Consider the following 22448-nt stretch of genomic DNA (forward strand, 5'->3'; position numbering starts at 1 on the left):
TTTGCCGAACACGCTCACGGACATGCATTCCCCGCGCGGAGAGCACCAATCAGCGCCGACGTGGTCACGGGGACGGAGGGAGCGGTTACGCCTCCCAGATGGCGACAGCCGTACGGTCGTCGGCGTACCCCTTCACCCTCAGCTGGGTGTCGGCGAGGAACGCCGCAAGGCCGGGCGGCTCGGCAGGGGTCCAGCGCCCGGCCAGCTCCTCGGCGAGGGCGGGCTCGCAGCGCAGCGGCTCGGCCAGGCCGGTGCTGCACAGCAGCAGGGTGTCGCCGGGAAGGGCCACGGAGGCACGGAAGCGGAAGGGTTCGGCCGGTGGCGGGGGCGGTGCCTCGATGTACGGCGAGGGCGGCGTGGCGATCCCCAGGTCCATCGTGAGCCGATCGCCCTCCGGGGTCTCGGCGGGCGGTGACCCGAATCCGACGACGGGGTCGCCGGTGACGGCCGCGCGTTCGGGGACCGAGGGCTCGATGTCCTGCCAGGCACCGTCACGCAGACGGAACAGACCGCCCCCGCCGACGCCGAAGAACACGCGGGCGCGGCACTCGGGATCGGCGGAGAGCACCAGACAGCGCAGATGGGCGGTGTACTCCTCCGGCTGGACACCGAGCTCGGCGGCGCCGGCGCGCAGCTTGCCGAAGGTGCGGTCGGTGAGCCGGTGCAGCCCGGATTTGAGGTCGCCGCGACGGCCCGCCCTTATGTCCTCGGAGAGCCGGGCATGGCTGCGGCCGACGGCTCCGCCGATCCAGCGGCAGGCGTCGGCGGCGGCGAGATGGGCGCCCTCGGCGGCGCGGGCGCCGCTGGCGACGGCGACCAGGACGAGCGCGGCATCGCCGGTGCCGAACCGGGCGGTGAGCAGGGCGTCGCGGCGCGGCTCGCCGCGGTAGCGCGCGGAGTCGCCGCGGCTGGAAACGGCGCGCAGCGTGTACGTGCCGTAACGGGCGCCGTCGAGCACGGTGTCGGCGACGAGCTCGTCCAGGCCCTGGGGCTCGGCCGGGGGCAGGGCGGTGGGCTCGGCGTCGTAGGTGGGCGGGCCGTCGCCGATGTGGCCGACCTGCGGACGGGCGGGAGGCGTGGGCGGAGACGCGGCCGGAGGGCCGGCCGACTCCTGGGGAGGGAGCGGCACTTGGGCAGGCTGCTCGGCGGGGCGCGGCGGCTCCCACGACGCGCGTTGCCTCGGGGGCGCGGCCGGCCGGTCCGTGGTGCTCGGCGACACGGCGGGCGGGGAGGGAGCGGAGACGTCCGCGGGGTGGCTCTCCCACCAGGCGCGCGGGCGGACCCGGTCCGGGTCCGCCCGGTACGGCTCGCGCGGCTCGGGTGCGTCGTCCGCAGCCACCGCATCCGCCGCCGAGTCGAATCGGTCGTCAAGCGTGTCGCCCGCTCTCGCCGCGGGCCCGGTGTCCGGGGCGGACGCGTCGTACAGCCGGTTCCACCAGTCGTCCTCGGTGGCGGGCCTCTCCCCCTGATGGCTCATGCCCTTATTGTCCACCGCACGGGCGGTACGAAAACGGGGCATCCGGAAAAACAGGCGTCCGACGGGTGGTCCGCCGGGCGTCCCAACCCCCCACGGGAAGGACGTCCGGCGGACCGTTTCGCGGCCGGCGCAGGGCGAATGCGCTGACCACGAGCTGGATGGCGGAGTTGCAGAGCAGTGTGCGGGTGCCGGGACAGGCGCGAAATGCACTGGTGCCGGAGGCTGTTGGTGCTGCGGTGGCGCCACATTGGCAGAGCCGCGGCCGGAGCAGGGATGATGTGCGAGGCGGAAACACGCCGTGGCCGGTTTCCGCCAAAGCGGCCGAAGAAGTGCACGTCCGGGGAGGGGTGGGGTCTGGTGCTGGGAGCGATAGGTCTCGACGAGAGACAGGAGTCGGCATACCGCGCGCTCGTCGCGCTCGGAGCCGCGGAGGTCACCGATCTCGCGCACCGGCTGGCCCTGCCGGAGCCGGACACCGAGCGCGCGCTGCGAAGGCTGGAGCAACAGGGCCTCGCCGCGCAGTCCTCGGCGCGTACGGGACGCTGGGTGGCGGCGCCGCCGGGCGTGGCGCTGGGGGCGCTGCTGACCCAGCAGCGGCACGAGCTGGATCAGGCCGAACTGGCGGCGGCGCTGCTCGCCGAGGAGTACCGCGCGGAGGCCGCCGAGCCCGCCGTGCACGATCTGGTCGAGGTGGTGACGGGCGCGAGCGCCGTCGCGCACCGTTTCCTGCAGCTGCAGCTGGGTGCGACCGAGGAGGTCTGCGCCCTGGTCACCGGCAATCCGGTCGTGGTCACCGCAACGGACAACGAGGCGGAGGAGAAGGCGGCCACGCGCGGCGTCGCCTACCGCGTGGTGGTCGAGCGCGAAGTGCTGGCCATGCCCGGTGGGATCACCGAACTGAGCGCGGCGCTCGGCCGCGACGAACAGGTCAGGGTGGTGGAGCGGGTCCCGACCAAGCTGGTCGTCGCGGACCGGACGCTGGCGATGGTGCCGCTGACCGGGCGGGGGGCCGAGCCCGCGGCCCTCGTCGTCCATGCGAGCGGGCTCCTCGAGTCGCTGACGGGCCTGTTCGAGGCGGTGTGGCGGGACGCCCTTCCGATACGGCTGGGCGCGCGCGGCGACGTCTGTGAGGAAGCGGCTCCCGGGCCCGACGCCACGGATCTGGAGATCCTTTCGCTGCTGCTGGCCGGGATGACCGACGCGAGTGCGGCCAAGCAGCTGGACCTGGGACTGAGGACCGTTCAGCGCCGGGTGAAGGGGCTGATGGAGCTGACGGGCGTGACGACCCGGCTGCAGCTCGGCTGGCATGCGTACGCGAAGGGCTGGGTGGCGCGCGACCTGCGCGGTTGAGCGGGATCCTGCACCCTTGGCAGATGGGCGTGTGGCAGCTCCTGCTGGTCGGCCTGGTGATGCTGCTGGGCCTGCTCGGGGTACTCGTTCCCGGTGTGCCGGGGCGGTGGCTGGTGTGGGCCGCGGTCATGTGGTGGTCGGTGCACGAGAAGACCGGAACGGCCTGGGCCCTGCTGGTGGGCGCGACGGCGGTCCTGCTCGTCGACCAGGTGCTGGTGTGGCTGCTGCCACCGCGCCGACTGCGCGGGGTCGGGGTCACCCGCCGGATGGTCGTGTCCGCGGGCGTGGGGGCGCTGATCGGCTTCTTCCTGATACCGGTGGTGGGCGCGATTCCGGGATTCATCGGGGGGATCTACGGATCGGAACGGCTGCGGCTGGGCGGGCACGGGCCCGCGGCGGCCTCGACGCGAGCGGTGATGCGGGCGGTGGGGACGAGCGTGCTGGTGGAGCTGTTCGCGTGTCTGCTGGTCATGGGGGCGTGGATGGGCGCGGTGCTGGCGAACTGAGCGGTTCGCGTCATCGGGGGCTGCGCCCCCGCACGCCCGGCCCGAACCTGGACAGAAGTCCTAGGACCCGACTGGGTCCCATATCCGATGCGGCGGACGAGGGACGCGTGTGAGGCTGCGTACATGACCGAATTCAACGAGGCCGAGCGCGCGTATCTCGCGTCCCAGCGGCTGGGACGGCTGGCGACCGTCGACCCGAAGGGCCAGCCGCAGGCGAACCCGGTCGGCTTCTTCCCCCAGGACGACGGGACGATCCTCATCGGCGGGTACGCCCTCGCGACGACGAAGAAGTGGCGCAACCTGCAGGCGAATCCGAAGGTTGCGCTGGTTGTCGACGACATTGTGAGCCTGCGCCCGTGGAGGGTGCGGGGGGTGGACATCCGGGGGGAGGCGGAACTGGTGACGGGGCCGCATGAGCTGGGGCCGCACTTCAGCGAGGAGCTGATCCGGATCCACCCGAAGAAGATCCACAGCTGGGGCTTGGAGTGAGGGGGCGTTTCCCCCCACCCCACCCCGCCCCCTCCCGAACTGGGGGCAGGCCCCCAGACCCCCGTAGGCGACCTTCGGTCGCATCTCCTCAAACGCCGGACGGGCTGAACACTCAGCCTCGTCGGCGTTTGAGGCGCGGGGGCCGGGGGGGGCAACGCCCCCCGGCGTTACCGCACGCTGCCGCGCTTCGCCTGAAACGCCGCCCGTCCCTCCGCCCCCTTCTGCTTCCAGTCACGCCGGATCTCCGCCCGCAGCCTCGCGTCCGTCTTCGCGACGATGCGCTTGTTCTCCCGCAGCAGCTTGCGGTAGCTGTCCAGCCGCCGCTCCGGCAGCGAACCGTCCTCGACGGCGGCGAGCACCGCGCAGCCCGGTTCGGCTGCGTGCGCGCAGTCGTGGAAGCGGCACTCCTGCGCGAGGTCCTCGATCTCGGAGAAGACCTGCCCGACGCCGGCTTCGGCGTCCCAGAGCCCGACGCCCCGCAGCCCCGGGGTGTCGATGAGTACGCCCCCGGCAGGCAGGGCGAGGAGGTTGCGGGTGGTGGTGGTGTGGCGGCCCTTGCCGTCGATGTCGCGGGTGGCCTGTACGTCCATCACGTCCTCGCCGAGCAGCGCGTTCGCGAGCGTCGACTTGCCCGCCCCGGACACGCCGAGCAGCACGCTCGTCCCTCCGGACACGACCGCGGCGAGCACTTCGACGCCTTCGCCGGTCGCGGAACTGACGGGCAGCACCTGCACGCCCGGCGCCGTCGTCTCCACGTCCCGGACGAGATACGAAAGCCCCCTCACGTCGGGCACGAGGTCGGCCTTGGTGAGCACGACGAGCGGCTGTGCCCCGCTCTCCCACGCGAGCGCGAGGAATCGCTCGATCCGCCCGAGGTCGAGTTCCACGGCGAGCGAGACCGCGATGATCGCGTGGTCGACGTTGGCGGCGAGGATCTGCCCCTCGGAGCGGTTCGACGAGGTCGAGCGTACGAAGGCGGTACGGCGCGGCAGATACGTCCGTACGAATCGGGGGTCGCCGTCCCGGTCGACGGCCGCCCAGTCACCCGTGCAGATCACCCGCAGCGGATCGTGCGGGGTCACGAACGCGGTGTCGGCGCGGACGAGCCCGTCGGCGGTGACGACATCGCACTGCCCGCGGTCGACCCGTACGACCCGGCCGGGCAGCAGCCCCTGCTCGGCGTACGGGGCGAATGCGGCGTCCCAGTTCTCGTCCCAGCCGTAGCCGGACAGCGGGTGCGAGGAAGCCTGAGAAGAAGAGGAAGAAGAGAAAGACAAGGGGAAACCCTTCACAGGGTGGCCCCGGCATCGCGCTCGTCGGCGCGGAAGGAGAAGGAAGGTCAGCCGGAGACCACAGGGGTGGGAATGATGATCTTCTGGACCTGGGCAGCGCCCAGCGCAGCGACAGTCATCACGGTCCTCACCTCCTGTTCTCCTACGGCGGCCCCGCACGGTGGTTTCGTACCGCCGCCGGGAACGAGGCAACGATGCCCGGCGGCGGTGTGAGGCGTCAACCTGTTTTCCGGCGCGGCGGCGAGCCCGAACAAGCCCCCGGCCCCGGCGAGTTCCCCGCGCCGCCGGCGTCGGCGCAGGAGGCTCGCCCCGTCACCTGTTCGGCCGCCCCCGCTTGGGCCACTCGCGCACGTTATGTATCCATACGCTCACGCCGTGTGGCGAGCCCCCATGATCGCCCATAGCTTCGCCTCATGACGAAACGACAGCTCATGTGCCTGACATGCATCGCAGTCGTCGTGGTCTCGGGACTGGGCGCAGCCGCCCCGTCCTCCGCCGCGGCCATGCACACGGTGCACCCGGGCGAATCGATCCAGGAAGCGGTGGACGCCGCCCAGCCGGGAGACACCATCGTCGTCTCACCCGGCACGTACCGTGAGAGCGTCCTTGTCACCAAGGCGGACCTCACCCTGCGCGGGTGGGGGACGGAGACCGTCATCAAGCCGGCAGCGGCCACCACACCGGCGGCCAACTCCTGTGCCGCGAGTGGCAACGGCATCTGTGTGATGGGCACGGCGGCCAAGACGGTCGACGGCGTGACCATCCGGGGACTGACTCTCACAGGCTTCAAGAAGAACGCCGTCTGGGCCTCCGACACCGACCGTCTGGCGGTCCGGAACGTGATCGCGGAGAAGAACGGGGTCTGGGGCATCGCCCAGCAGAGGTCCACCCGTGCCGTGTTCAAGGGCAATGTCGTCCGGGACAACGGCGATGCGGGAATCTTCATCGCGAACACGGTCGACGCCGAGGGCGGGGCGACCGACACCGGGGGCGCGGTGATCGCGGGCAACCAGCTGACCGGGAACCGTATCGGAGTCACCGTCAGACGGGTCCGGAACCTCACTGTCCGCGGCAACCACATCACCGGGAACTGCGCGGGCGTGTTCGTCGTGGGCGACGAGTCGAAGCCCGCGGCCGGCGCGATGACCCTGCGGGCCAACATGATCGTCGCCAACAACAAGTCGTGCCCGGCCACCCCCCGGCTCCCCGCCATCCAGGGCTCCGGAATCGTCCTGACCGGCGCCGAGTCGACGGAGATCCGTGCCAACTACGTCGCGGACAACGTCGGCGCCTCGCCGCTGTCCGGCGGAATCGTGCTGTTCCAGAGCTTCGTGGGCGCCCAGAACACCGCCAATGTCATCAAGAACAACCAGCTGGAGGGCAATAAGCCCGCGGACCTCGCCAATCGCGGCAGCGGTACGGGCAACACGTTCACCGGCAATGTCTGCCAGGCCTCCGAGCCCGCAGGAATGTGCTGACCGGTGTTCCCCTTCACCTGGAGAATCGAGGCGGTATGACCACCGTAAGTCCCAGACCCACGCCGGCGGCCGGCTCCACTGCCGAGGCCGCCGCTCCCCCGCCGGCCATGCGCCTGCGGGAGCTCGTGTTCGGGGCGGCCTGCGCCGCCGCCGTACGCGCGGCGGCCCGGCTGGGTGTCGCCGACGCCCTCGGCGAGGAACCCGCCACTGCCGAGGAGCTCGCCGCCGAGCTGAACACCGAGCCGCAGCCGCTGCGCCGGCTGCTGCGCGCCCTGTCCTGCTACGGCGTCTTCGCCGAGACGCCGGACGGGAGCTTCTCCCACACCCAGATGTCCCGCATGCTGCGCGAGGACGATCCGGGCAGCCTGCGCTACATCGCCCTGTGGTGTACGGAGCCGTGGACCTGGGACGCCTGGCCCCGCCTCGACGAGGCGGTCCGTTCGGGCGGGAACGTGTTCCAGGAGCTGTACGGCAAGGGCTTCTTCGAGTATCTGCACCAGGACGCGCACGAGTCGGCGCATGTGTTCAACCGGGCCATGACCACGTCCAGCGTGCAGTCGGCGCTGGAGGTCGCGGAACTCCTCGACCTCACCGGCGTGGGCGTGGTCGCCGACATCGGCGGCGGCCAGGGTCATGTGCTGGCCAGCCTGCTGGAGAAGCACCCGGGCCTGCGGGGAACGCTGCTGGATCTGCCCGATGTGGTGGCGAAGGCGGATCCCCGGCTGCTCACGGGCGGTTCGCTCGCCGAGCGGGTACGCATCGTCCCCGGGGACTGCCGTGAGGACATTCCGGTCGAGGCCGATCTCTACATCATCAAGAACATCCTGGAGTGGGACGACGAGTCCACCCGCAGGACCCTGCAGAACATCGTCTCGGCGGCCCGCCCCGGGGCGAGGGTCGTCGTCATCGAGAACCTCGTCGACGACACCCCCTCGATGAAGTTCACCACCTCGATGGATCTGCTTCTGCTGCTCAACGTCGGAGGTGCCAAGCACACCAGGGCGAGCATGGTGGAGCGCATCACCCGGGCGGGCCTGGTCATCAGTGAGATCCGCCCCGTCAACGCGTATCTGCACGCCTTCGAGTCGGTCGTCCCCGGCTGATCCGGTACACCACGAACGCCCCGGGCCCGGCTCCAACTGAGCCGGGCCCGGGGCGTTGTGCCGCGTCGGGTTCGTCAGACGGCGGCGTCACGCTCCCAGGCGTAGAACTGACGGGCCATCGCGTCCTTCGGGCTCCGCCAGGTCTCCGGGTCGTAGGGGCTGACGAAGGCCTGGAGCCGGTCGCTGATGTCCTTGAACGAGGGGTGTTCCGTCACCTTGGCGATCTCGGGGCCAGGTGGCCGGTCCGACTCGATCAGATGCAGATACACGTCGCCGAACTGGAACAGTTTGCGCCGGGACACCCCGACGAGGTGCGGCAGTTCGCCGGCGTCGGACGCCGCGAACAGCTTGGCGATGTCCGGAGCCGACTCCGGCGCCATACGGGCGACGATCAGAGCGTGGTGCACAGGAGGTTCCTTTCCCGGCCGGGCTCCTCACCCGGCCTGGTTTCCGCGTCGGACGGCTTCAGTTGACGGACGGCTTCAGTTGACGGCGGCGGAGCGGCGCTCGCGGTCGCGCTGTTCGATCTTGTCCCGGATGAGCTCCAGCTGGATCTTGGAGTTGCGGTTGATGTTGTCGGTCATCCAGTCGTCGTCGACCGGGGCGTCCGGCTTCATCGCGAAGTCCTGCGTCCAGTGCATCCGGGTGCCGCCCGGGACCTCCGAGTACTCCCAGCGGATGTTCATGTGCTCGAAGGGGCCCGTCTCGACCCGGCGGGCCGTGACCCTGCGCTTCTTGCGGTCGGTCGTACGCTCCGAGACCCAGCTCCAGACCTTGCCGTTGTCGTCGGGGTGCATGGTGAGGCGGAAGGTGGTGGTGCTGCCCTTCCGCTCCATGATCTCGACCGACGCGTACTCGCTGAACAGGCCGGGCCAGTTCTCGATGTCGTTGGTCATGTCCCAGACGAGGTCCAGGGGTGCGACGACGGTGATCTCGTTCTCGGTGTGTCCGGGCACGTCAGGCTCCAGTCATGAGGGTGTTGTTGACGAGGTCGAGGAACTCCCGCGGGGTCTTGCAGCGGTCCGCGTCGGGAGGCAGCGGACGGCCGTGCCGGTTCTCCAGCTCGCCGACGATGCCGAGCAGGCCCAGGGAGTCGAGGCCGAACTCGTCGAAGCCGGAGTCGGGCCGGTTCGCGAGGTCGACGGGGTCCACGGTGAGACCGGCGCCCTTCTTCATCAGGGCGGCCAGTTCTTCGATGGTCAGTCGGTCGGACATGGGGGACTCTCCTTCTTCACTCGGGGGTGTCGGTGGCGCCGCGCAGCACCAGCGCCGCGTTCGAGCCCATGAGGCCGCGGCTGAGCACCAGGGCGGTCCGCAGCTGTGCCGGACGGGCCCGGCCGGTCACGAGGCTGAGGTCGTGGCAGACGTCGAAGACGTTGGGCGTGGGCGGCACGACGCCGTGTTCCATGGCCAGTACCGCGGCGGCCACATCCAGCACCGGTCCTCCGCAATAGGCCCGCCCGATGCCCGTCTTGGGCGCCGTGACCGGTACGCGCCGGCCGTGTGCACCCAGCGCGTCGGCGATCGCCAGCGCCTCGGCGCGGTCGGCCTCCGGTACGCCGAGCGCGTCCGCGAAGACCACGTCGATCTCCTCGGGCGCGCACCGGGCCTCCGCCAGCGCCCCGCGGATCGCCTGGGCCAGCCCCTCGCGGGACTGCTCCCACCGGGAAGGACCGGTGAAGGTCGCTCCGTGGCCGGCCACCACGGCACGCGGCTTGGCACCGCGCCGCAAGGCCGCCGTCTCCTCCTCGACCACGAGCATCGCGCCGCCCTCCGCGGGCACGAATCCACACGCGTCCGAGGTGAACGGCCGGTAGGCGCGCGTCGGGTCCTCACAGGTGCTCAAGTCCTCGTACCCGAGCTGGCAGACGACCGAGTAGGGCGCCAGGGGCGCTTCCGCGGAGCCGACGACGACCGCGTCGGCTCCGTTGCGTACGGCTCTCGCGGCATGCGCGAACGCGTCCAGCCCGCCTGCTTCGTCGCTGGCCACGACGCCGCAGGGGCCCTTGAACCCGGCCCGGATGGAGATCTGGCCGGTGCTCGCCGCGTAGAACCAGGCGATGGACTGGTACGGGCCGACATAGCGGGGGCCCTGCCCCCACAGCCGCTGCAGTTCGCGCTGGCCGAACTCACCGCCGCCGGACCCGGCGGCGGTAACCACACCGACCGCGAACGGCGAGCCCTCGTAGTCGGCGCGGCCCAGCCGGGCGTCGTCGAGGGCGAGATCGGCCGCGGCCATCGCGAAGTGCGAGAACCGGTCCGTCTGGACGAGATAGCGCTCCTCGATCAGCGAACCGGGGTCGAAGTCCCGCACCTCGCCCGCGACCCGGAGCGGCAGGTGCTCGCACCCCTCCCGGGTGACCCGGTCGAGCACACTGAGGCCCTCCAGGGTCGACTTCCAGAAGACCTCGGTGCCGGCCCCGTTGGGGGCTATGGCGCCTATACCTGTGACGACCGTCCGCCGGATCCGGCTGGGGCTCATCGCGCCCTCCCATTCGGTCTGGTCATGACGACCGCGGACTGGAAACCGCCGAACCCACTGCCGACGGAGAGCACACTGCGCAGCTTCCGGGGGCGTGCGGTGCGCGGCACATAGTCCAGGTCGCACTCGGGATCGGGGGTCTCGTAGTTCGCGGTCGGCGGGACCACTTGATGGGCCATGGCCAGGACGCAGGCCACGAGTTCGATCGCGCCGATGGCGCCCAGCGAGTGACCCACCATGGATTTGATGGAGCTCATGGGCGTCTTGAAGGCGTGCTCGCCCAGGGAGCGTTTGACCGCGGCAGTCTCGTGACGGTCGTTCTGCTTGGTGCCCGAGCCGTGCGCGTTGACGTAGTCGATCGCCGTGGCGTTCAACCGGGCGTGGCCGAGAGCGGTGTTGATGGCCCGGGCCATTTCCAGGCCCTCGGGGGTCAGTCCCGTCATGTGGTAGGCGTTGCCGAAGGTGGCGTAGCCCCCGATCTCGCAGTAGACGGTCGCTCCGCGGGCCCGGGCGTGTTCCAGTTCCTCCAGGATGAGGACGGCGCCGCCCTCGCCCATCACGAACCCGTCCCGGTTGAGGTCGAACGGCCGCGACGCGTGCGCCGGGTCGTCGTTGTTCGGCGACGTCGCCTTGATCGCGTCGAAGCAGGCCACCGTGATCGGTGAGATGGGCGAGTCCGACGCGCCGGCTATGCAGACATCGACCCGGCCCTCCTGGATGGAGGCGAAGGCATAGCCGATCGCGTCGAGTCCCGAGGTACAGCCCGTCGAGACGGTCTGTACCGGACCGTGGGCGCCCACCTGTTCGGCGACCGCGGAGGCGAGGGTGCTCGGCGAGAACGCGCGGTGCAGATGCGCTCCCGCCGGGCGGTGGTCCACGTCCCAGCGGGCGCCGGATTCGCTGACCGCGACGTAGTCGTGCTCCAGACGAGTGGTGCCGCCGACGGCCGTGCCCAGAGAGACACCGATCCGCCAGGGGTCCTCCTTCTCGGGGTCGAGCCCGGCATCGGACATCGCCTCGCGGGCGGCCACCAGCGCGAACTGGATGTACCGGTCCGCGCGCGCCACCTGGTCCCCGTCGAGACCGTGGGCCTCGGGGTCGAAGTCGACCTCGGCGGCGATGCGGGAGCGGAAGCCCTCCGGGTTGAAGAGCGTGATGCCCCGCGTCGCCGTACGGCCGTTCGCGAGCAGGTCCCAGAACTGCCGGGCGCCCACTCCTCCGGGGGCGACGATACCGACCCCGGTGACCGCCACCCGCCGGTTCACGAAACGGCCCCAGTCCGTTCCGGCGGCCTGCCCTGCTCGGCGCCTTCGCTGTTTTCGGTGGGCTCGGTGTCGACATGCCCGAGCTCGGGGCGCGGGGCCAGCGGGCCGAGGTGGAAGACCATGCGGGCCTCCACGTCCCCCACGTTGCGGAACCGGTGGCGCACGTTCAGGGGGATCATGAGCCCCTGATCGGGCCGCATCGAGTGCGTCTCGCCGTCAAGGTCCACCTCGAGGAGACCGCTCACCACGTATACGAATTCCTCGGAGTACGGGTGGTAGTGCTCGCCGATGCGCTCACCGGGCTGCACGATGGCAAGGCCCATGAAGCCGCTGGTCGCGCCCACCGCGGTCGGGGTGAGCATGGCGCGCAGGTCACCGCCGCGCCGTCGGTTGGGCTGGGTCTCGCTGAGATCCACGATGCGTGGGCTGTGCTTCGTCATGTCTGGTTCCTCCAGGTGCGGTGCCCCCGACGGCTCGGCCTGCCAGGCCGCGACGCGCCGGACGTACGGGTCAGGACTCCGGCGGCGCGTTGCGGTCGGTGATCAGCTCCATGGCGGAGTGCTTGAGGAAGCGCGCCATCTCCTTGTCGGTCTCCGGGACGCCCTCCTCGCCGACCGCGAGCAGCCGGGCGAGCGTGGCGGCCTTGCGGGGACCGCTCATGCCGAGCGCGAGCGCGGGCTGCGCATCGAGCTTTCCGGTCATGTCGACGAGCCGGACGACGATGTCGTCGCGCTGGAAGATCGTGCTGCTCGCGATGGGGCTGTCCGGGCTCTGGGCCGCCGCCTCGTCCTGCTTGGCGAGCAGCCGGGCCAGCGCCATGCCGCAGCCTTCCTTGGCCGGGTAGTACAGCGCGTGCCGGGTGAGCTCGGCGGAGTACGGCCCGTCAGCCGCCACATGGTGTACGGCGGGCAGTGCGGCCCGGGTGAAGAACACGCGCGCGGAGTTGGGGTCGTTGAGGTCCCGGTCCTGTTCCAGATACGGGTTGATGGCCTCCTCCACCTCGCGGACCTCGGGCTGCTTGGCCACGTGGCGCAGTGCGGCGAGAAGGTCGCCCTGCACCTCGATGGCCCGCACCACCCGGTTGCCGTGCATGAAGAGGGAGGTGCGGCGCAGCCGGGTGTGTTCGTCGACCCGGGCGGACGGTGAGGTGTAGCCGGAAAGGATCTTCGCGACCTTCTTCTCGGTGCCCGGCTTCACCGTGAAGGTGAGCGCGTGCCGGACGACTCCGTCGCCGAGCCTGGGCGATGCCTGGAGGCGGCCCTTGAGCTCCTCGGGTGCGGAGGTGACGGTCTTTCCGGTTTCGCGCAGAACGCTGAAGCGCAGCGAGCGGGTGTCCCGTACGCAGCTGTGCAGCGGCTGGACCGTCTCGACGTGCTCCTCGCTGTTCACCCAGGCCAGGAAGGGCGGCGCGCTCTCCCACTCGCTGGTGATGAGCCACTGGGAGGGGTTCTCGATGGACTGGCACAGCTGGTCGCTGATGTGGCCGGGGACCGACGCGACCTGGTTGCGCAGGTCCTCGTACGCCTCCAGGAACTGGTTCTGTGCGCCGTCGTGCAGATCGAGCAGCAGAACGACTCGAAGCCTTGAGCCGTCGAAGGCGGACTGAGATATCCGTTCCGACAGGGTTGTCATCTCTCACACTCCTTTGCGTCACCGCGCGGCTCAACAGCCCTGCGGATACGGACGGTCCGCCTCCCGTGAGTCGGGGGCGCTCCCGAAAACGATCGTGGTCCGGTACTTCGACTGGCGCGAGAGCTGAGAACCAAGCGGGTGAATGGGCGAGGCAACCGCCGTCCCACAGGGCATGGAAAGTGCATCCCCCAAGGGCGGCAGGAGCTGGAGTTACTGATGGATGAAAACGTCGGCCAAAGCGCTGAGCGCGTGGAGGTCCTCATCGTGGGCGGGTCCCTGGTCGGCCTGTCCACCTCGGTGTTTCTGGGCCGCCACGGCGTCAGACCTCTGCTGGTCGAGAAGCATTCGGGCACCTCGACGCATCCGCGCGGACGCGGCATGAACGTGCGCACCATGGAGCTGTTCCGGGTTGCCGGAGTGGAGGCCCAGATCCGGCAGGCCGCGTCGGTCCTCGCGGACAATCACGGGATCCTGCAGGCCGGATCGCTGACCGGCGACGACCAGGAGTGGCTGTTCAAGGAGATCGACCCGGGTGGCAAGCTCGCCCGGTTCAGCCCGTCCACCTGGTGTCTGTGCAGCCAGAACGACATCGAGCCGCAGCTCATGGCGCGCTCGCGCGAGCAGGGAGCCGATCTGCGGTTCTCCACCGAGCTGCTCTCCTTCGAACAGGACGAGTCGGGTGTCACGGCGATCGTGAAGAACCGGGAGACCGGTGAGCACTCCACCATTCGGGCGGACTATCTGGTGGCGGCGGACGGGCCGCGCAGCCCGGTCAGGGAGCAGCTGCGGATCGGGCAGAGCGGCAACGGCGATCTGTTCCACAACGTGAGCATCACCTTCCGCTCCCGGCAGCTCATCGACGTACTGGGCGACAAGCGCTTCATCGTCTGCTACCTGACCAAGCCGGGAGCGGACGGCGCCCTGCTGCCGGTGGACAACGCGCAGCAGTGGGTCTTCCACGCGCCCTGGCACCCCGAGCAGGGCGAGCCCCTCGAGGACTTCACCGACGAGCGCTGCGCCGAGCACATCCGGCGGGCCGTCGGCGCGCCCGGCCTGGATGTCGAGATCACCGGCAAGGCGCCGTGGCACGCGGCGGAACGCGTGGCCGATCGGTACAGCTCCGGGCGGGTCTTCCTGGCCGGGGACTCGGCGCACGAGATGTCCCCGACCGGCGCTTTCGGGTCCAACACCGGAATCCAGGACGCCCACAACCTGGCGTGGAAGCTGGCGATGGTGCTGGACGGCTCGGCGGGTCCCGGTCTGCTGGACACCTATGGCGCGGAGCGGCAGCCGGTGGCCCGGGCGACGAGCGAGCGGGCCTCGGCGCGCTCGGCGGAACACAGCCACCCCGGATATGCCCCGGCGCCCACGCAGGCCGGGGGCCCCAAGGGCGGGATCCTCTCGGTGGCCATGGGGTACGGCTATCCGCGCGGCGCGGTTCTCGGCACCGATCCCGAGCGTCCCGTCGTACCGGAGCAGATGCGCCTCGCGGGCGACCCGGGCACCCGGTCTCCGCACATGTGGGTGAGCGGTCCCGGTGGCCGGCAGTCCACGCTGGACCTCTACGAGCGGTCGTTCGTGCTGCTGAGTGCCGAGGGCAGCGAGTGGCGCGCGGCGGCGCGGAAGGCCGCCGAGCGGCTGTCCGTGCGGCTGGACGCCTACGCGATCGGCGAGGGCCCGGACGCCGATCTGGTTCCGGAGGGTGACACCGACTGGGCCGCGCTGCACAGCGTGACCGAGCAGGGCGCGGTGCTGGTGCGCCCCGACGGCTTCGTGGCCTGGCGGTCGCCGGGAGCGGTGAGCGATCCGGAAGGGGTGCTGCACGAGGTCATGGCGACGGTGCTGAGCCGGTCCTGACGCCGCTGAGCTCGCCCTGAACGCGTCCTGATCATCCCGCCGAGTCCCTTTGGTCGCCTGTCCGATCAAAGGGACTCGGTAGTTCCGGTTACGGAATCTGTCGCGAACACGTCGCGCAGTCGGCCTCCGCGCTCTACGGTGCGCAGATAGCTCACCGTAGGCGGGAGGTGTAGAAATAGGACATGGCCGGACGCTACGGCCGCCCGCGCTCGGTTCTGAGAATGCGAACTGTCGCAGGTCAGGTCTTTCTCCTGCAGCTGGCGATCGTGGTGTTGCTGGTAGCGGCCGCCATGGTGGCGCTGGTGCTGCAGTCCAGGTCCGACAGCGAGCGCGAGGCCAAGAACCGGTCCGTCGCCGTCGCCGAGACCTTCGCCAATTCGCCGGGTATCGAAGCAGCGCTCAAGGCTGCCAACCCGACCCTCGTGCTGCAGCCGCGCGCCGAGGAAGCCCGTATCCGCTCCGGGGTCGACTTCATCGTCGTACTCAACACCGAGGGGATCCGCTACACGCACCCGCTCCCCGACCGGATCGGCAAGAAGTTCGTCGGCAATCTGCAGCCCGCGCTCGCCGGTGAGGTCACCACCGAGAAGATCATCGGGACCATCGGGCCGCTCGTCCAGGCCGTCGTCCCGGTCATCGACAGCAACGGCAAGGTCGTCGGGCTGGTCTCCGCCGGGATCACCATCGAGCATGTCAGCGGAGTCGTCGAGGACCAGTTCCCTCTGCTGTTCGGCGCCACCGGGGCGGTGCTGCTCGTCACCACGGGCGGTACCGCGCTGGTGAGCAGGCGGCTGCGCCGCCAGACGCACGGCCTCGGGCCGCTGGAGATGACCCGCATGTACGAGCACCACGACGCGGTGCTGCATGCCGTGCGGGAAGGCGTGCTCATCGTCGGCGGCGACGGCCGGCTGCTGCTCGCCAACGACGAGGCACGCCGGCTGCTCGCCCTTCCGGACCATGTGGAAGGCGTCCCCGTCACCGAACTCGGGCTCGATCCGCTCACCGCCCGGCTGCTGGCCTCGGGGCGGACCGCCACCGACGAACTCCATGTCGTCGGCGACCGGCTGCTCGCAGTGAACCAGCGGTCGACCGACCAGGCCGGCGGGCCGCCCGGAAGTGTCGCGACCCTGCGGGACACCACCGAGCTGCAGGCCCTGACCGGAAAGGCCGATGTGGCGCGGGGGCGGCTCAAGCTGCTCTACGACGCGGGCACGGAGATCGGCACCACGCTGGATGTGGTGCGCACCTGCGAGGAGCTGGCGGAGTTCGGGGCGGCCCGGTTCGCGGACTACGCCACCGTCGACCTGGTGGAGACCGTCCTGCGCGGCGAGGAGCCACCGGTCACCGGCACGGGCACGGACATGCGCCGCACCGCCTTCAGCGGCCTGAGCGAGGACACCGCGCTCTACCCGCTGGGCAAACTGATCCGCTTCGTGCCCTCCACCCCGCTCGGCTTCGGCATCCGCATGGGCGAGGCGGTCCTGGAAGCGGATCTGTCCGCGTACACCGGATGGCAGGACCAGGACCCGGACCGGGCGCGCAAGCTCGTCGAGCACGGCATCCACTCGATGATCGCGGTACCGCTGCGGGCCCGCGGGGTGATCCTGGGCGTGGCGATGTTCTGGCGCTCCGAGAAGCCCGAGCCGTTCGAGGAGGAGGACCTCTCCCTCGCCGAGGAGCTGGTCGCGCGGGCCGCGGTGAGCATCGACAACGCCCGCCGCTACACCCGCGAGCACACCATGGCCGTGACCCTGCAGCGCAGCCTGCTGCCGCGCGTCCTGCCCGAGCAGAACGCCCTCGACGTCGCCTACCGCTACCGGCCCGCGCAGGCCGGACTCGGCGGGCTCGGCGGAGTCGGCGGCGACTGGTTCGACATCATCCCGCTGCCCGGCGCGCGGGTCGCGCTCGTGGTGGGCGATGTCGTCGGCCACGGTCTGCACGCCGCGGCCACCATGGGCCGGCTGCGCACGGCGGTCCACAACTTCTCGACGCTGGACCTGCCGCCCGACGAGCTGCTGTGGCATCTCGACGAGCTCGTCGCCCGCATCGACCAGGACGAGGCGGGCGACGGCTCGGCGGGCTCGAACGGCTCGGACGCCTCAGTCACCGGAGCCACCTGCGTCTACGCGATCTACGACCCCGTCTCCGGGATCTGCTCGATGGCGCGCGCCGGCCATCTCCAGCCGGCGATCGTCCACGCCGACGGCACCGCGGTCTTCGCCGATGTGCCCGGCGGCCCGCCGCTCGGGCTCGGCGGTCTGCCTTTCGAGACGCTGGAGCTTCAGCTGCCCGAGGACAGCCGGCTGGTGCTGTACACGGACGGCCTGGTCGAGGACCGTGACCGGGACATCGACGAGGGCCTCACGCTGCTGCGCCACACACTGGCGGACAGCGCGGACCGCAGTCCGGAGGAGACCTGCGAGGCGGTGCTCAAGGCGCTGTTGCCACAGCGCCCGCGCGACGACATCGCGCTGCTGGTGGGCAGTACGCGCGTACTGGACTCCAGCCGGGTGGCCGACTGGGACGTGCCGCCCGATCCCGCGGCGGTGCGGCGGGTGCGGGCCGCGGTGACGCACAAGCTGGCCGAGTGGGAGCTGGAGGAGGAGGCGTTCACGACGGAGCTGATCCTCAGTGAGCTGGTCACCAACGCGATCCGCTACGCCACGGGGCCGATCCGGGTACGCCTGATCCGTGACCGCACCCTGATCTGCGAGGTCTCCGACCACAGCAGTACGTCCCCGCATCTGCGGCAGGCGGCGACCACGGACGAGGGGGGCCGGGGCCTGTTCCTGGTCGCGCAGTTCGCGGACCGCTGGGGCACCCGGTACACGCCCGACGGCAAGGTCATCTGGACGGAACAGCCGCTGAACTCCGGCGGGGAGTGACGCCGGACGGGCCGGGCGGGCCGTGTGACGCGCCCGGCCCGCTCATCAGGCGGAGCCGGTTCCCCGGTTGCGCCTGAACCACCAGAGGGCGAGGCCCGCGGCGACCACCACGGCGGCGGCGACGATCGCGACGGTGGTTGCGTTGCCGCCGCTGTCCTTCTCGTCCGCCTTCTCGGTGGGCTTCTCGGTCGGCTTCTCGGTCGTGGAGGTGCTCGGCTCCGTGGTGGCCGCGGAGGCGGACGGGGTCGGGGTCGGTGCGGCCGTGCTTGCCGTCGCACCCGGTGCCGCCGGCTTCAGGGCGAGGACCGGGGCGGGGTTCTCCGGCTCCGCGCCGCCGCTCGGAAGCTCGATCCAGCGGTCCACCGAACCGTCGCCGTACGTCTCGATGGTCTTGAAGGCGAGCGACGTGGCGTCCGGCAGCTGGGTGACGGTGATGCTGTACGCCGCGTCCGTGCCGGTGGCCAGCGCCTTTCCGCCGACGGTGTAGCCGCCCTCCGACAGCGTCAGCTTCCAGCCCGCGGGCGCCTTCGCGAGACTCACCGCGTCGGGCGCGATGCCCTTGGGCAGCACGACCTGGAGCTTTGCGATGCCCGACGTGTCCGACTCCGCCTCGGACGTGAACGTCAGGGTGACGTTCTTCGCCAGGGCACGCGGGTCGGATGCGCTCACCTCGACATGGGCCGCGGCCGGTCCGGCCACGGCGAGCACCGCGGCGAAGGCCGCCGCGGCGGCCGCGGGCAGGGTGAAGGTCCTTCTGGTCATGGGGGTCAACTCCTGTGAAACAGCACGAACGGTCAGGGACGGAACGACAACTGCCCATGACCGGGCGGCCCCCGGCGCACCACGGCATGCGCGAGGACGGCATACGCGGGCATGCCCGGGTGCAGCCGTGGTCCGGCCGTGGTCGGCGCGCCGTCCGGGCCGTGGCACGGATGCGTCGCCCAACGGCCCATCCAGCGCGCGACGGTGGAGCGGACCGTGGTGGCGAGCTGACCCAACGCACGGGGGATCGCTGCCAGTTAGTCGTCCGTCTGCTGCAGTAGCACGGCGACGGCGAGGGCGGCCAGCGTGTGCGCGACGAGCATCACGGCGCCGCTCGGCATCGGGTGCCCGTGCTGGGTGCCGTGGTGCTCGGGCCCGGTCCGCGCCAGCAGCTCGTGGAGAACCAGCTGGGCGGCGCAGGTCGCGGCCGCCACCGCGCCGAGCGAACGGCGCCGCCGGGCCCAGGGCAGCGCGCCGAGAAAGGCGAGGCCCGCGGCGGCCATCAGCAGCGGCCAGGCGACGGGTTCCGCCGCGGCGACCTGGTGGCCCGCGCCGGCGAGCCCCGCGCTCGCGACGCCGAACACACCGGCGCGGGCGCTCCGCACGCCCCACCGGGTGCGCGGCGCGCGGCGAGACGGGGGGTGGAGGGTCTGCGGCATGCCGGGGCCATCATTCACGAGCGGGGGTTGTTTCCCCGACCCGCCCTCCCCCTACGGCCTGGCGGCCGTAGGGGGAGGGCGGGTCGGGGAACAAGCCCGCCGCAGGCGCACCCTCAGCCCGAGTCCGCGCTCAATGGCCTCCCGCACCGCAGGTTCCACCGCTCCGCCCGCCCGCTCAGTTCCGTCAGCGTCAGCGGCGCGACATCCAGCCGCCAGAACGCCTCCGCCGGCAGCGAAAGCGCGTGCACGACCGCCGCCCGTGCCACCGCCGGTTCGACGACCGCCAGCACCCTCCCGGTGTCGTCCGGCAGCGACCGCAGCCAGCCGCCCACCCGTTCGCAGAGCGCCAGCAGCGACTCGCCGCCGTGCGGCGCGGCCGCAGGGTCGGACAGCCAGGCCGACACCGCCTCCGGTTCGCTCACGCCGACCTCGTCCAGCCGCCGCCCCCGCCAGCGCCCCATGTCCCAGTCGCCGAGTTCCGCCAGCACCTCGGCGGGAGGTGCCGCCGCCCCCAACTCCGCGGCCGCCCCCAACTCCGCGGCCGTCTCCCGGCAGCGCCGCGAGGGCCCGCTCAGGAACCGGTCCACCCGCGCCACCGCACCCGCCGCGGCCCGCGCGCGTCGCGCTCCCGCCTCGTCCAGCGGACCGTCTCCGCCGAAGCGGGCCTCCCGTAGTTCCTCACTCATCGCAGGTGAGACCAACATCACCCGTACCGTCATCCCTTACGCCCTTCTCCCGCCGCGGCCCATGGCCCAAGCACATCACGGGTGTTGGGGCGCCCCGGTACGCCCCCGTGCGCCGTAGCGTCGCAGGCCGACAAGCGGTACGGTCGCGTGGACATGACGACGGTGTGACGGAAGTCCGGTGAGAATCCGGCACGGTCGCGCCACTGTGAACCCGTTCCCCTGTGGGAAGCGCGGGAAGTCAGACCCAGCACCTTCGTCTGAGGCACCACGATCGGGACGCGTGTTCCCCCAGGAGGTTCTGCCATGGCACATTCTGCCGCGCCCGCCACCGCCGCACCGGCCATCACCCCCATCTCGCTGACGGCGATCGCTCCGTGGGCGCTGTTCTTCGGCGTCCTGATGCTCGTCCTGCTCTACTTCGTCGGCGCCGAGCAGGGCGCCACCTCGCTCATCTCCGGTGAGAACGTGCACGAGTGGGTCCACGACGGACGCCATCTGCTCGGCTTCCCGTGCCACTGATTCCCCTGCCACTGAAATCTAGGGGAACCTCATGAACTCCATTTCTGTCAGAGCCCTGCTCCTCCGCGGCATGCTCGCGGGCCTGATCGCGGGTGTCTTTGCGCTGGCCGTCGCCTATCTGCTCGGCGAGGGTCCGGTCGATGCCGCCATCGCGTTCGAGGAGAGCCACGCCCATGAGCACGGCGGCGAGGAACTCGTCAGCCGCACCATGCAGTCCACGGCCGGTCTCGCCACGGGTGTGCTGGTCTTCGGCGTCGCGATCGGCGGCATCGCCGCCCTCGCGTACTGTGTCGCGCTCGGCCGCATCGGCCGGTTCGGCCCGCGTGCCACGGCCGCGCTGGTCTCGCTCGGCGCGCTGCTGAGCGTGTACGTCGTGCCGTATCTGAAGTACCCGCCGAATCCGCCTGCCGTCGGCGACCCCGACACCATCGGCAAGCGGACGACGCTGTACTTCCTGATGATCCTGCTCAGCGTGCTGCTCACGATCGCGGCGGTGATCCTCGGCAAGCGCCTGGCCCCGAGGCTCGGCAACTGGAACGCGACCGTCGCCGCCGCGGCCGCGTTCGTCGTCGCCGCCGGGGTCGCGTTCGCCTTCCTGCCCTCGTTCAACGAGGTACCGAAGGGCTTCCCTGCCACGGTGGTCTGGGAGTTCCGACTGGCGACACTCGCGATCCAGGTCACGGTCTGGACCGTCTTCGGGCTGGTCTTCGGCCACTTCGCCGAGCGGCTTCTCGCTCCTGCGCCGGCCGCGGCGGAGGGCAAGAGCACGGCGTCGCGGGCGCCTGCCGCAGCGAACTGACCCGCCGGGGCTCCGCCCCGGACCTCGCTCCTCAAAAGGCCGGACGGGCTTGAGTTTTCAGCCCGTCCGGCCTTTGACGACAACGCCCAACACGACCTACGCCGCGGGCAGCGACACCTCGAAGCGGCAGCCGCCCGTCACATTGCGTACGTCGGCCTTGCCCGCGTGCGCCTCGACGATGCCGCGGACGATGGCGAGGCCGAGACCCGCGCCCGCCGGGGGCGTACGGGCCTGGGTGCCGCGCCAGCCGGTGTCGAAGACCCGCGGCAGGTCTTCCTCCGGGATGCCGCCGCAGCCGTCGGTGACGGAGAGGACCACCCAGTCCTCGCGGCGTTCGGCGGCGACGGCGACCGTGCCGTCGGCGGGTGTCCGGCGGATGGCGTTGACCAGGAGGTTGGCCAGAACGCGGGTCATCTCCTTGCCGTCCACCTCGACCGGGACCTGCTCGACCATGTCCCCGACGAGGCGTACGCCGTGCTCTCGGGCCAGCGGGTCGGCACCTGCCAGCGCCTCCCCCACCAGGTCGTACACCGACATCCGGGTGGGTGTCAGGGCCAGCGTGCCCGCGTGGATGCGCGAGAGCTCGAAGAGGTCGCCGACCATGGAGTTGAGGCGGTCGACCTCGGTGCGCATCTGGCGGTGGTAGCGGGCCGGGTCGGCGACCATCCCGTCCTCCAGGGCCTCGGACATGGCGCGCAGTCCGGCGAGCGGGGTGCGCAGATCGTGCGAGATCCAGGCGACGAGTTCGCGGCGGGAGGTCTCCAGGGCGCGTTCGCGCTCGCGGGACGCGGCGAGCCGGTCGCTGGTGGCGGCCAGTTCGCGGCCGAGCGCGGACAGTTCGGCGGTGGAGGCGCCGTCGGGGGCGGAGAAGGAGCCGCCGTCGCCGAACGAGCGTGCCGCCAGGGCGAGTTCGCGGCTGCGTGCGACGACCCAGCGGCCGAGCAGCAGTGCGGTGGCGAGCGAGACGACCGCGGCCATGGCGACCACCGTGGTGACGACGGTGAGGTCGTGTGCGGACAGGAACATCGCCTGGGCGACGGCGAGCGTCCCGGCGAGCATGGCGGTGACCGCGACGGCGGCGACGACGGTGAGCGAGACGGCGACGGACCGGTGGCGCAGCAGACGCAGGACCAGCGCCCCGAGCAGACCGCTGGCGGCGGCCCCGAGGAAGGCGAACAGGGCGATGAGAATCATGTCGTTCATGGTG

23 protein-coding genes are annotated in these 22448 nt (G+C 71.2%); 9 read left to right on the top strand and 14 right to left on the bottom strand.

What is annotated here, in order from left to right:
* Positions 1 to 85 precede the first annotated feature (85 nt).
* Positions 86 to 1477 carry a protein phosphatase 2C domain-containing protein gene (locus OHA61_RS07825; protein ID WP_406302407.1) on the bottom strand — a complete coding sequence of 464 codons (1392 nt, stop codon included), beginning with the start codon at positions 1475 to 1477 and terminating at the stop codon, positions 86 to 88.
* 357 nt (positions 1478 to 1834) lie between these two features.
* Here OHA61_RS07825 and OHA61_RS07830 point away from each other — a divergent pair, with 357 nt between their 5' ends.
* The 3 genes from OHA61_RS07830 to OHA61_RS07840 all read left to right on the top strand — a co-directional run bounded on the left by OHA61_RS07830 (position 1835) and on the right by OHA61_RS07840 (position 3822).
* Complete coding sequence (locus OHA61_RS07830) at positions 1835 to 2827, top strand: helix-turn-helix domain-containing protein (protein ID WP_389373397.1); 993 nt, start codon at positions 1835 to 1837, stop codon at positions 2825 to 2827.
* 23 nt (positions 2828 to 2850) lie between these two features.
* Positions 2851 to 3333 (top strand): DUF456 domain-containing protein, encoded by a 483-nt coding sequence (locus OHA61_RS07835; protein WP_324974358.1) that lies wholly within the window; start codon positions 2851 to 2853, stop codon positions 3331 to 3333.
* Between the two features lie 123 nt (positions 3334 to 3456).
* Positions 3457 to 3822 (top strand): PPOX class F420-dependent oxidoreductase, encoded by a 366-nt coding sequence (locus OHA61_RS07840; RefSeq protein WP_324974355.1) that lies wholly within the window; start codon positions 3457 to 3459, stop codon positions 3820 to 3822.
* Between the two features lie 167 nt (positions 3823 to 3989).
* On the opposite strand, the gene rsgA is transcribed toward OHA61_RS07840, so the two are convergent.
* On the bottom strand, positions 3990 to 5099 hold the full coding sequence (rsgA, locus tag OHA61_RS07845; protein ID WP_406302408.1) for a ribosome small subunit-dependent GTPase A: 1110 nt from the start codon (positions 5097 to 5099) through the stop codon (positions 3990 to 3992).
* Between the two features lie 428 nt (positions 5100 to 5527).
* On the opposite strand from rsgA, the gene OHA61_RS07850 reads away from it, so the two are divergent.
* Positions 5528 to 6592 carry a right-handed parallel beta-helix repeat-containing protein gene (locus OHA61_RS07850; protein ID WP_324974350.1) on the top strand — a complete coding sequence of 355 codons (1065 nt, stop codon included), beginning with the start codon at positions 5528 to 5530 and terminating at the stop codon, positions 6590 to 6592.
* A 35-nt stretch (positions 6593 to 6627) separates the two neighbouring features.
* A complete protein-coding gene (locus tag OHA61_RS07855; protein WP_389373394.1) occupies positions 6628 to 7695 on the top strand; it encodes a methyltransferase in 1068 nt (355 codons plus the stop codon).
* A gap of 74 nt (positions 7696 to 7769) precedes the next feature.
* On the opposite strand, the gene OHA61_RS07860 is transcribed toward OHA61_RS07855, so the two are convergent.
* From OHA61_RS07860 to OHA61_RS07890, 7 genes are all read right to left on the bottom strand, one after another.
* A complete protein-coding gene (locus OHA61_RS07860; RefSeq protein WP_324977133.1) occupies positions 7770 to 8102 on the bottom strand; it encodes a TcmI family type II polyketide cyclase in 333 nt (110 codons plus the stop codon).
* A 75-nt stretch (positions 8103 to 8177) separates the two neighbouring features.
* Complete coding sequence (locus tag OHA61_RS07865; protein ID WP_406302409.1) at positions 8178 to 8651, bottom strand: SRPBCC family protein; 474 nt, start codon at positions 8649 to 8651, stop codon at positions 8178 to 8180.
* 1 nt (position 8652) lies between these two features.
* The gene (locus tag OHA61_RS07870) at positions 8653 to 8910 is read right to left on the bottom strand and encodes an acyl carrier protein (RefSeq protein WP_142213054.1); all 258 of its coding nucleotides are present in this window, start codon (positions 8908 to 8910) and stop codon (positions 8653 to 8655) included.
* A gap of 16 nt (positions 8911 to 8926) precedes the next feature.
* Positions 8927 to 10177, bottom strand: a complete 1251-nt coding sequence (locus OHA61_RS07875; RefSeq protein WP_406302410.1) for a ketosynthase chain-length factor — start codon at positions 10175 to 10177, stop codon at positions 8927 to 8929.
* Entirely contained in the window at positions 10174 to 11442 is a 1269-nt protein-coding gene (locus tag OHA61_RS07880; protein WP_406302411.1) for a beta-ketoacyl-[acyl-carrier-protein] synthase family protein, read from the bottom strand. Before OHA61_RS07880 ends, OHA61_RS07875 begins: the two co-directional genes overlap by 4 nt.
* On the bottom strand, positions 11439 to 11882 hold the full coding sequence (locus OHA61_RS07885; RefSeq protein WP_142213057.1) for a cupin domain-containing protein: 444 nt from the start codon (positions 11880 to 11882) through the stop codon (positions 11439 to 11441). Before OHA61_RS07885 ends, OHA61_RS07880 begins: the two co-directional genes overlap by 4 nt.
* 70 nt (positions 11883 to 11952) lie before the next feature.
* The gene (locus tag OHA61_RS07890; RefSeq protein WP_324977149.1) at positions 11953 to 13074 is read right to left on the bottom strand and encodes a SchA/CurD-like domain-containing protein; all 1122 of its coding nucleotides are present in this window, start codon (positions 13072 to 13074) and stop codon (positions 11953 to 11955) included.
* Positions 13075 to 13290: 216 nt separating this feature from the next.
* Between OHA61_RS07890 and OHA61_RS07895 the strand changes: the two genes are divergently transcribed.
* A complete protein-coding gene (locus tag OHA61_RS07895; RefSeq protein WP_406302413.1) occupies positions 13291 to 14931 on the top strand; it encodes an FAD-dependent oxidoreductase in 1641 nt (546 codons plus the stop codon).
* Positions 14932 to 15113: 182 nt separating this feature from the next.
* Complete coding sequence (locus OHA61_RS07900) at positions 15114 to 17816, top strand: SpoIIE family protein phosphatase (RefSeq protein ID WP_406302414.1); 2703 nt, start codon at positions 15114 to 15116, stop codon at positions 17814 to 17816.
* 45 nt (positions 17817 to 17861) lie between these two features.
* On the opposite strand, the gene OHA61_RS07905 is transcribed toward OHA61_RS07900, so the two are convergent.
* The 4 genes from OHA61_RS07905 to OHA61_RS07920 all read right to left on the bottom strand — a co-directional run bounded on the left by OHA61_RS07905 (position 17862) and on the right by OHA61_RS07920 (position 19956).
* Complete coding sequence (locus OHA61_RS07905; RefSeq protein ID WP_406302415.1) at positions 17862 to 18578, bottom strand: DUF1775 domain-containing protein; 717 nt, start codon at positions 18576 to 18578, stop codon at positions 17862 to 17864.
* 32 nt (positions 18579 to 18610) lie between these two features.
* Positions 18611 to 18814 (bottom strand): hypothetical protein, encoded by a 204-nt coding sequence (locus OHA61_RS07910; RefSeq protein ID WP_406302416.1) that lies wholly within the window; start codon positions 18812 to 18814, stop codon positions 18611 to 18613.
* Between the two features lie 21 nt (positions 18815 to 18835).
* Positions 18836 to 19237: a hypothetical protein gene (locus tag OHA61_RS07915; protein ID WP_406302417.1), complete on the bottom strand. Its 402-nt coding sequence runs from the start codon at positions 19235 to 19237 to the stop codon at positions 18836 to 18838.
* Between the two features lie 113 nt (positions 19238 to 19350).
* Positions 19351 to 19956, bottom strand: coding sequence for a histidine phosphatase family protein (locus OHA61_RS07920; RefSeq protein ID WP_406302418.1), 606 nt, complete (start codon positions 19954 to 19956; stop codon positions 19351 to 19353).
* Between the two features lie 270 nt (positions 19957 to 20226).
* Between OHA61_RS07920 and OHA61_RS07925 the strand changes: the two genes are divergently transcribed.
* Together OHA61_RS07925 and OHA61_RS07930 are read left to right on the top strand one after the other, a co-directional pair.
* A complete protein-coding gene (locus tag OHA61_RS07925; protein WP_266482417.1) occupies positions 20227 to 20442 on the top strand; it encodes a CbtB-domain containing protein in 216 nt (71 codons plus the stop codon).
* Positions 20443 to 20473: 31 nt separating this feature from the next.
* On the top strand, positions 20474 to 21241 hold the full coding sequence (locus tag OHA61_RS07930) for a CbtA family protein (RefSeq protein WP_324978483.1): 768 nt from the start codon (positions 20474 to 20476) through the stop codon (positions 21239 to 21241).
* A gap of 96 nt (positions 21242 to 21337) precedes the next feature.
* On the opposite strand, the gene OHA61_RS07935 is transcribed toward OHA61_RS07930, so the two are convergent.
* Positions 21338 to 22444 carry a sensor histidine kinase gene (locus OHA61_RS07935; protein ID WP_406302419.1) on the bottom strand — a complete coding sequence of 369 codons (1107 nt, stop codon included), beginning with the start codon at positions 22442 to 22444 and terminating at the stop codon, positions 21338 to 21340.
* Between the last annotated feature and the right edge of the window lie 4 nt (positions 22445 to 22448).

Origin of the sequence: Streptomyces sp. NBC_00885 (assembly GCF_045207475.1) — a bacterium.
Lineage (GTDB): Bacteria > Actinomycetota > Actinomycetes > Streptomycetales > Streptomycetaceae > Streptomyces.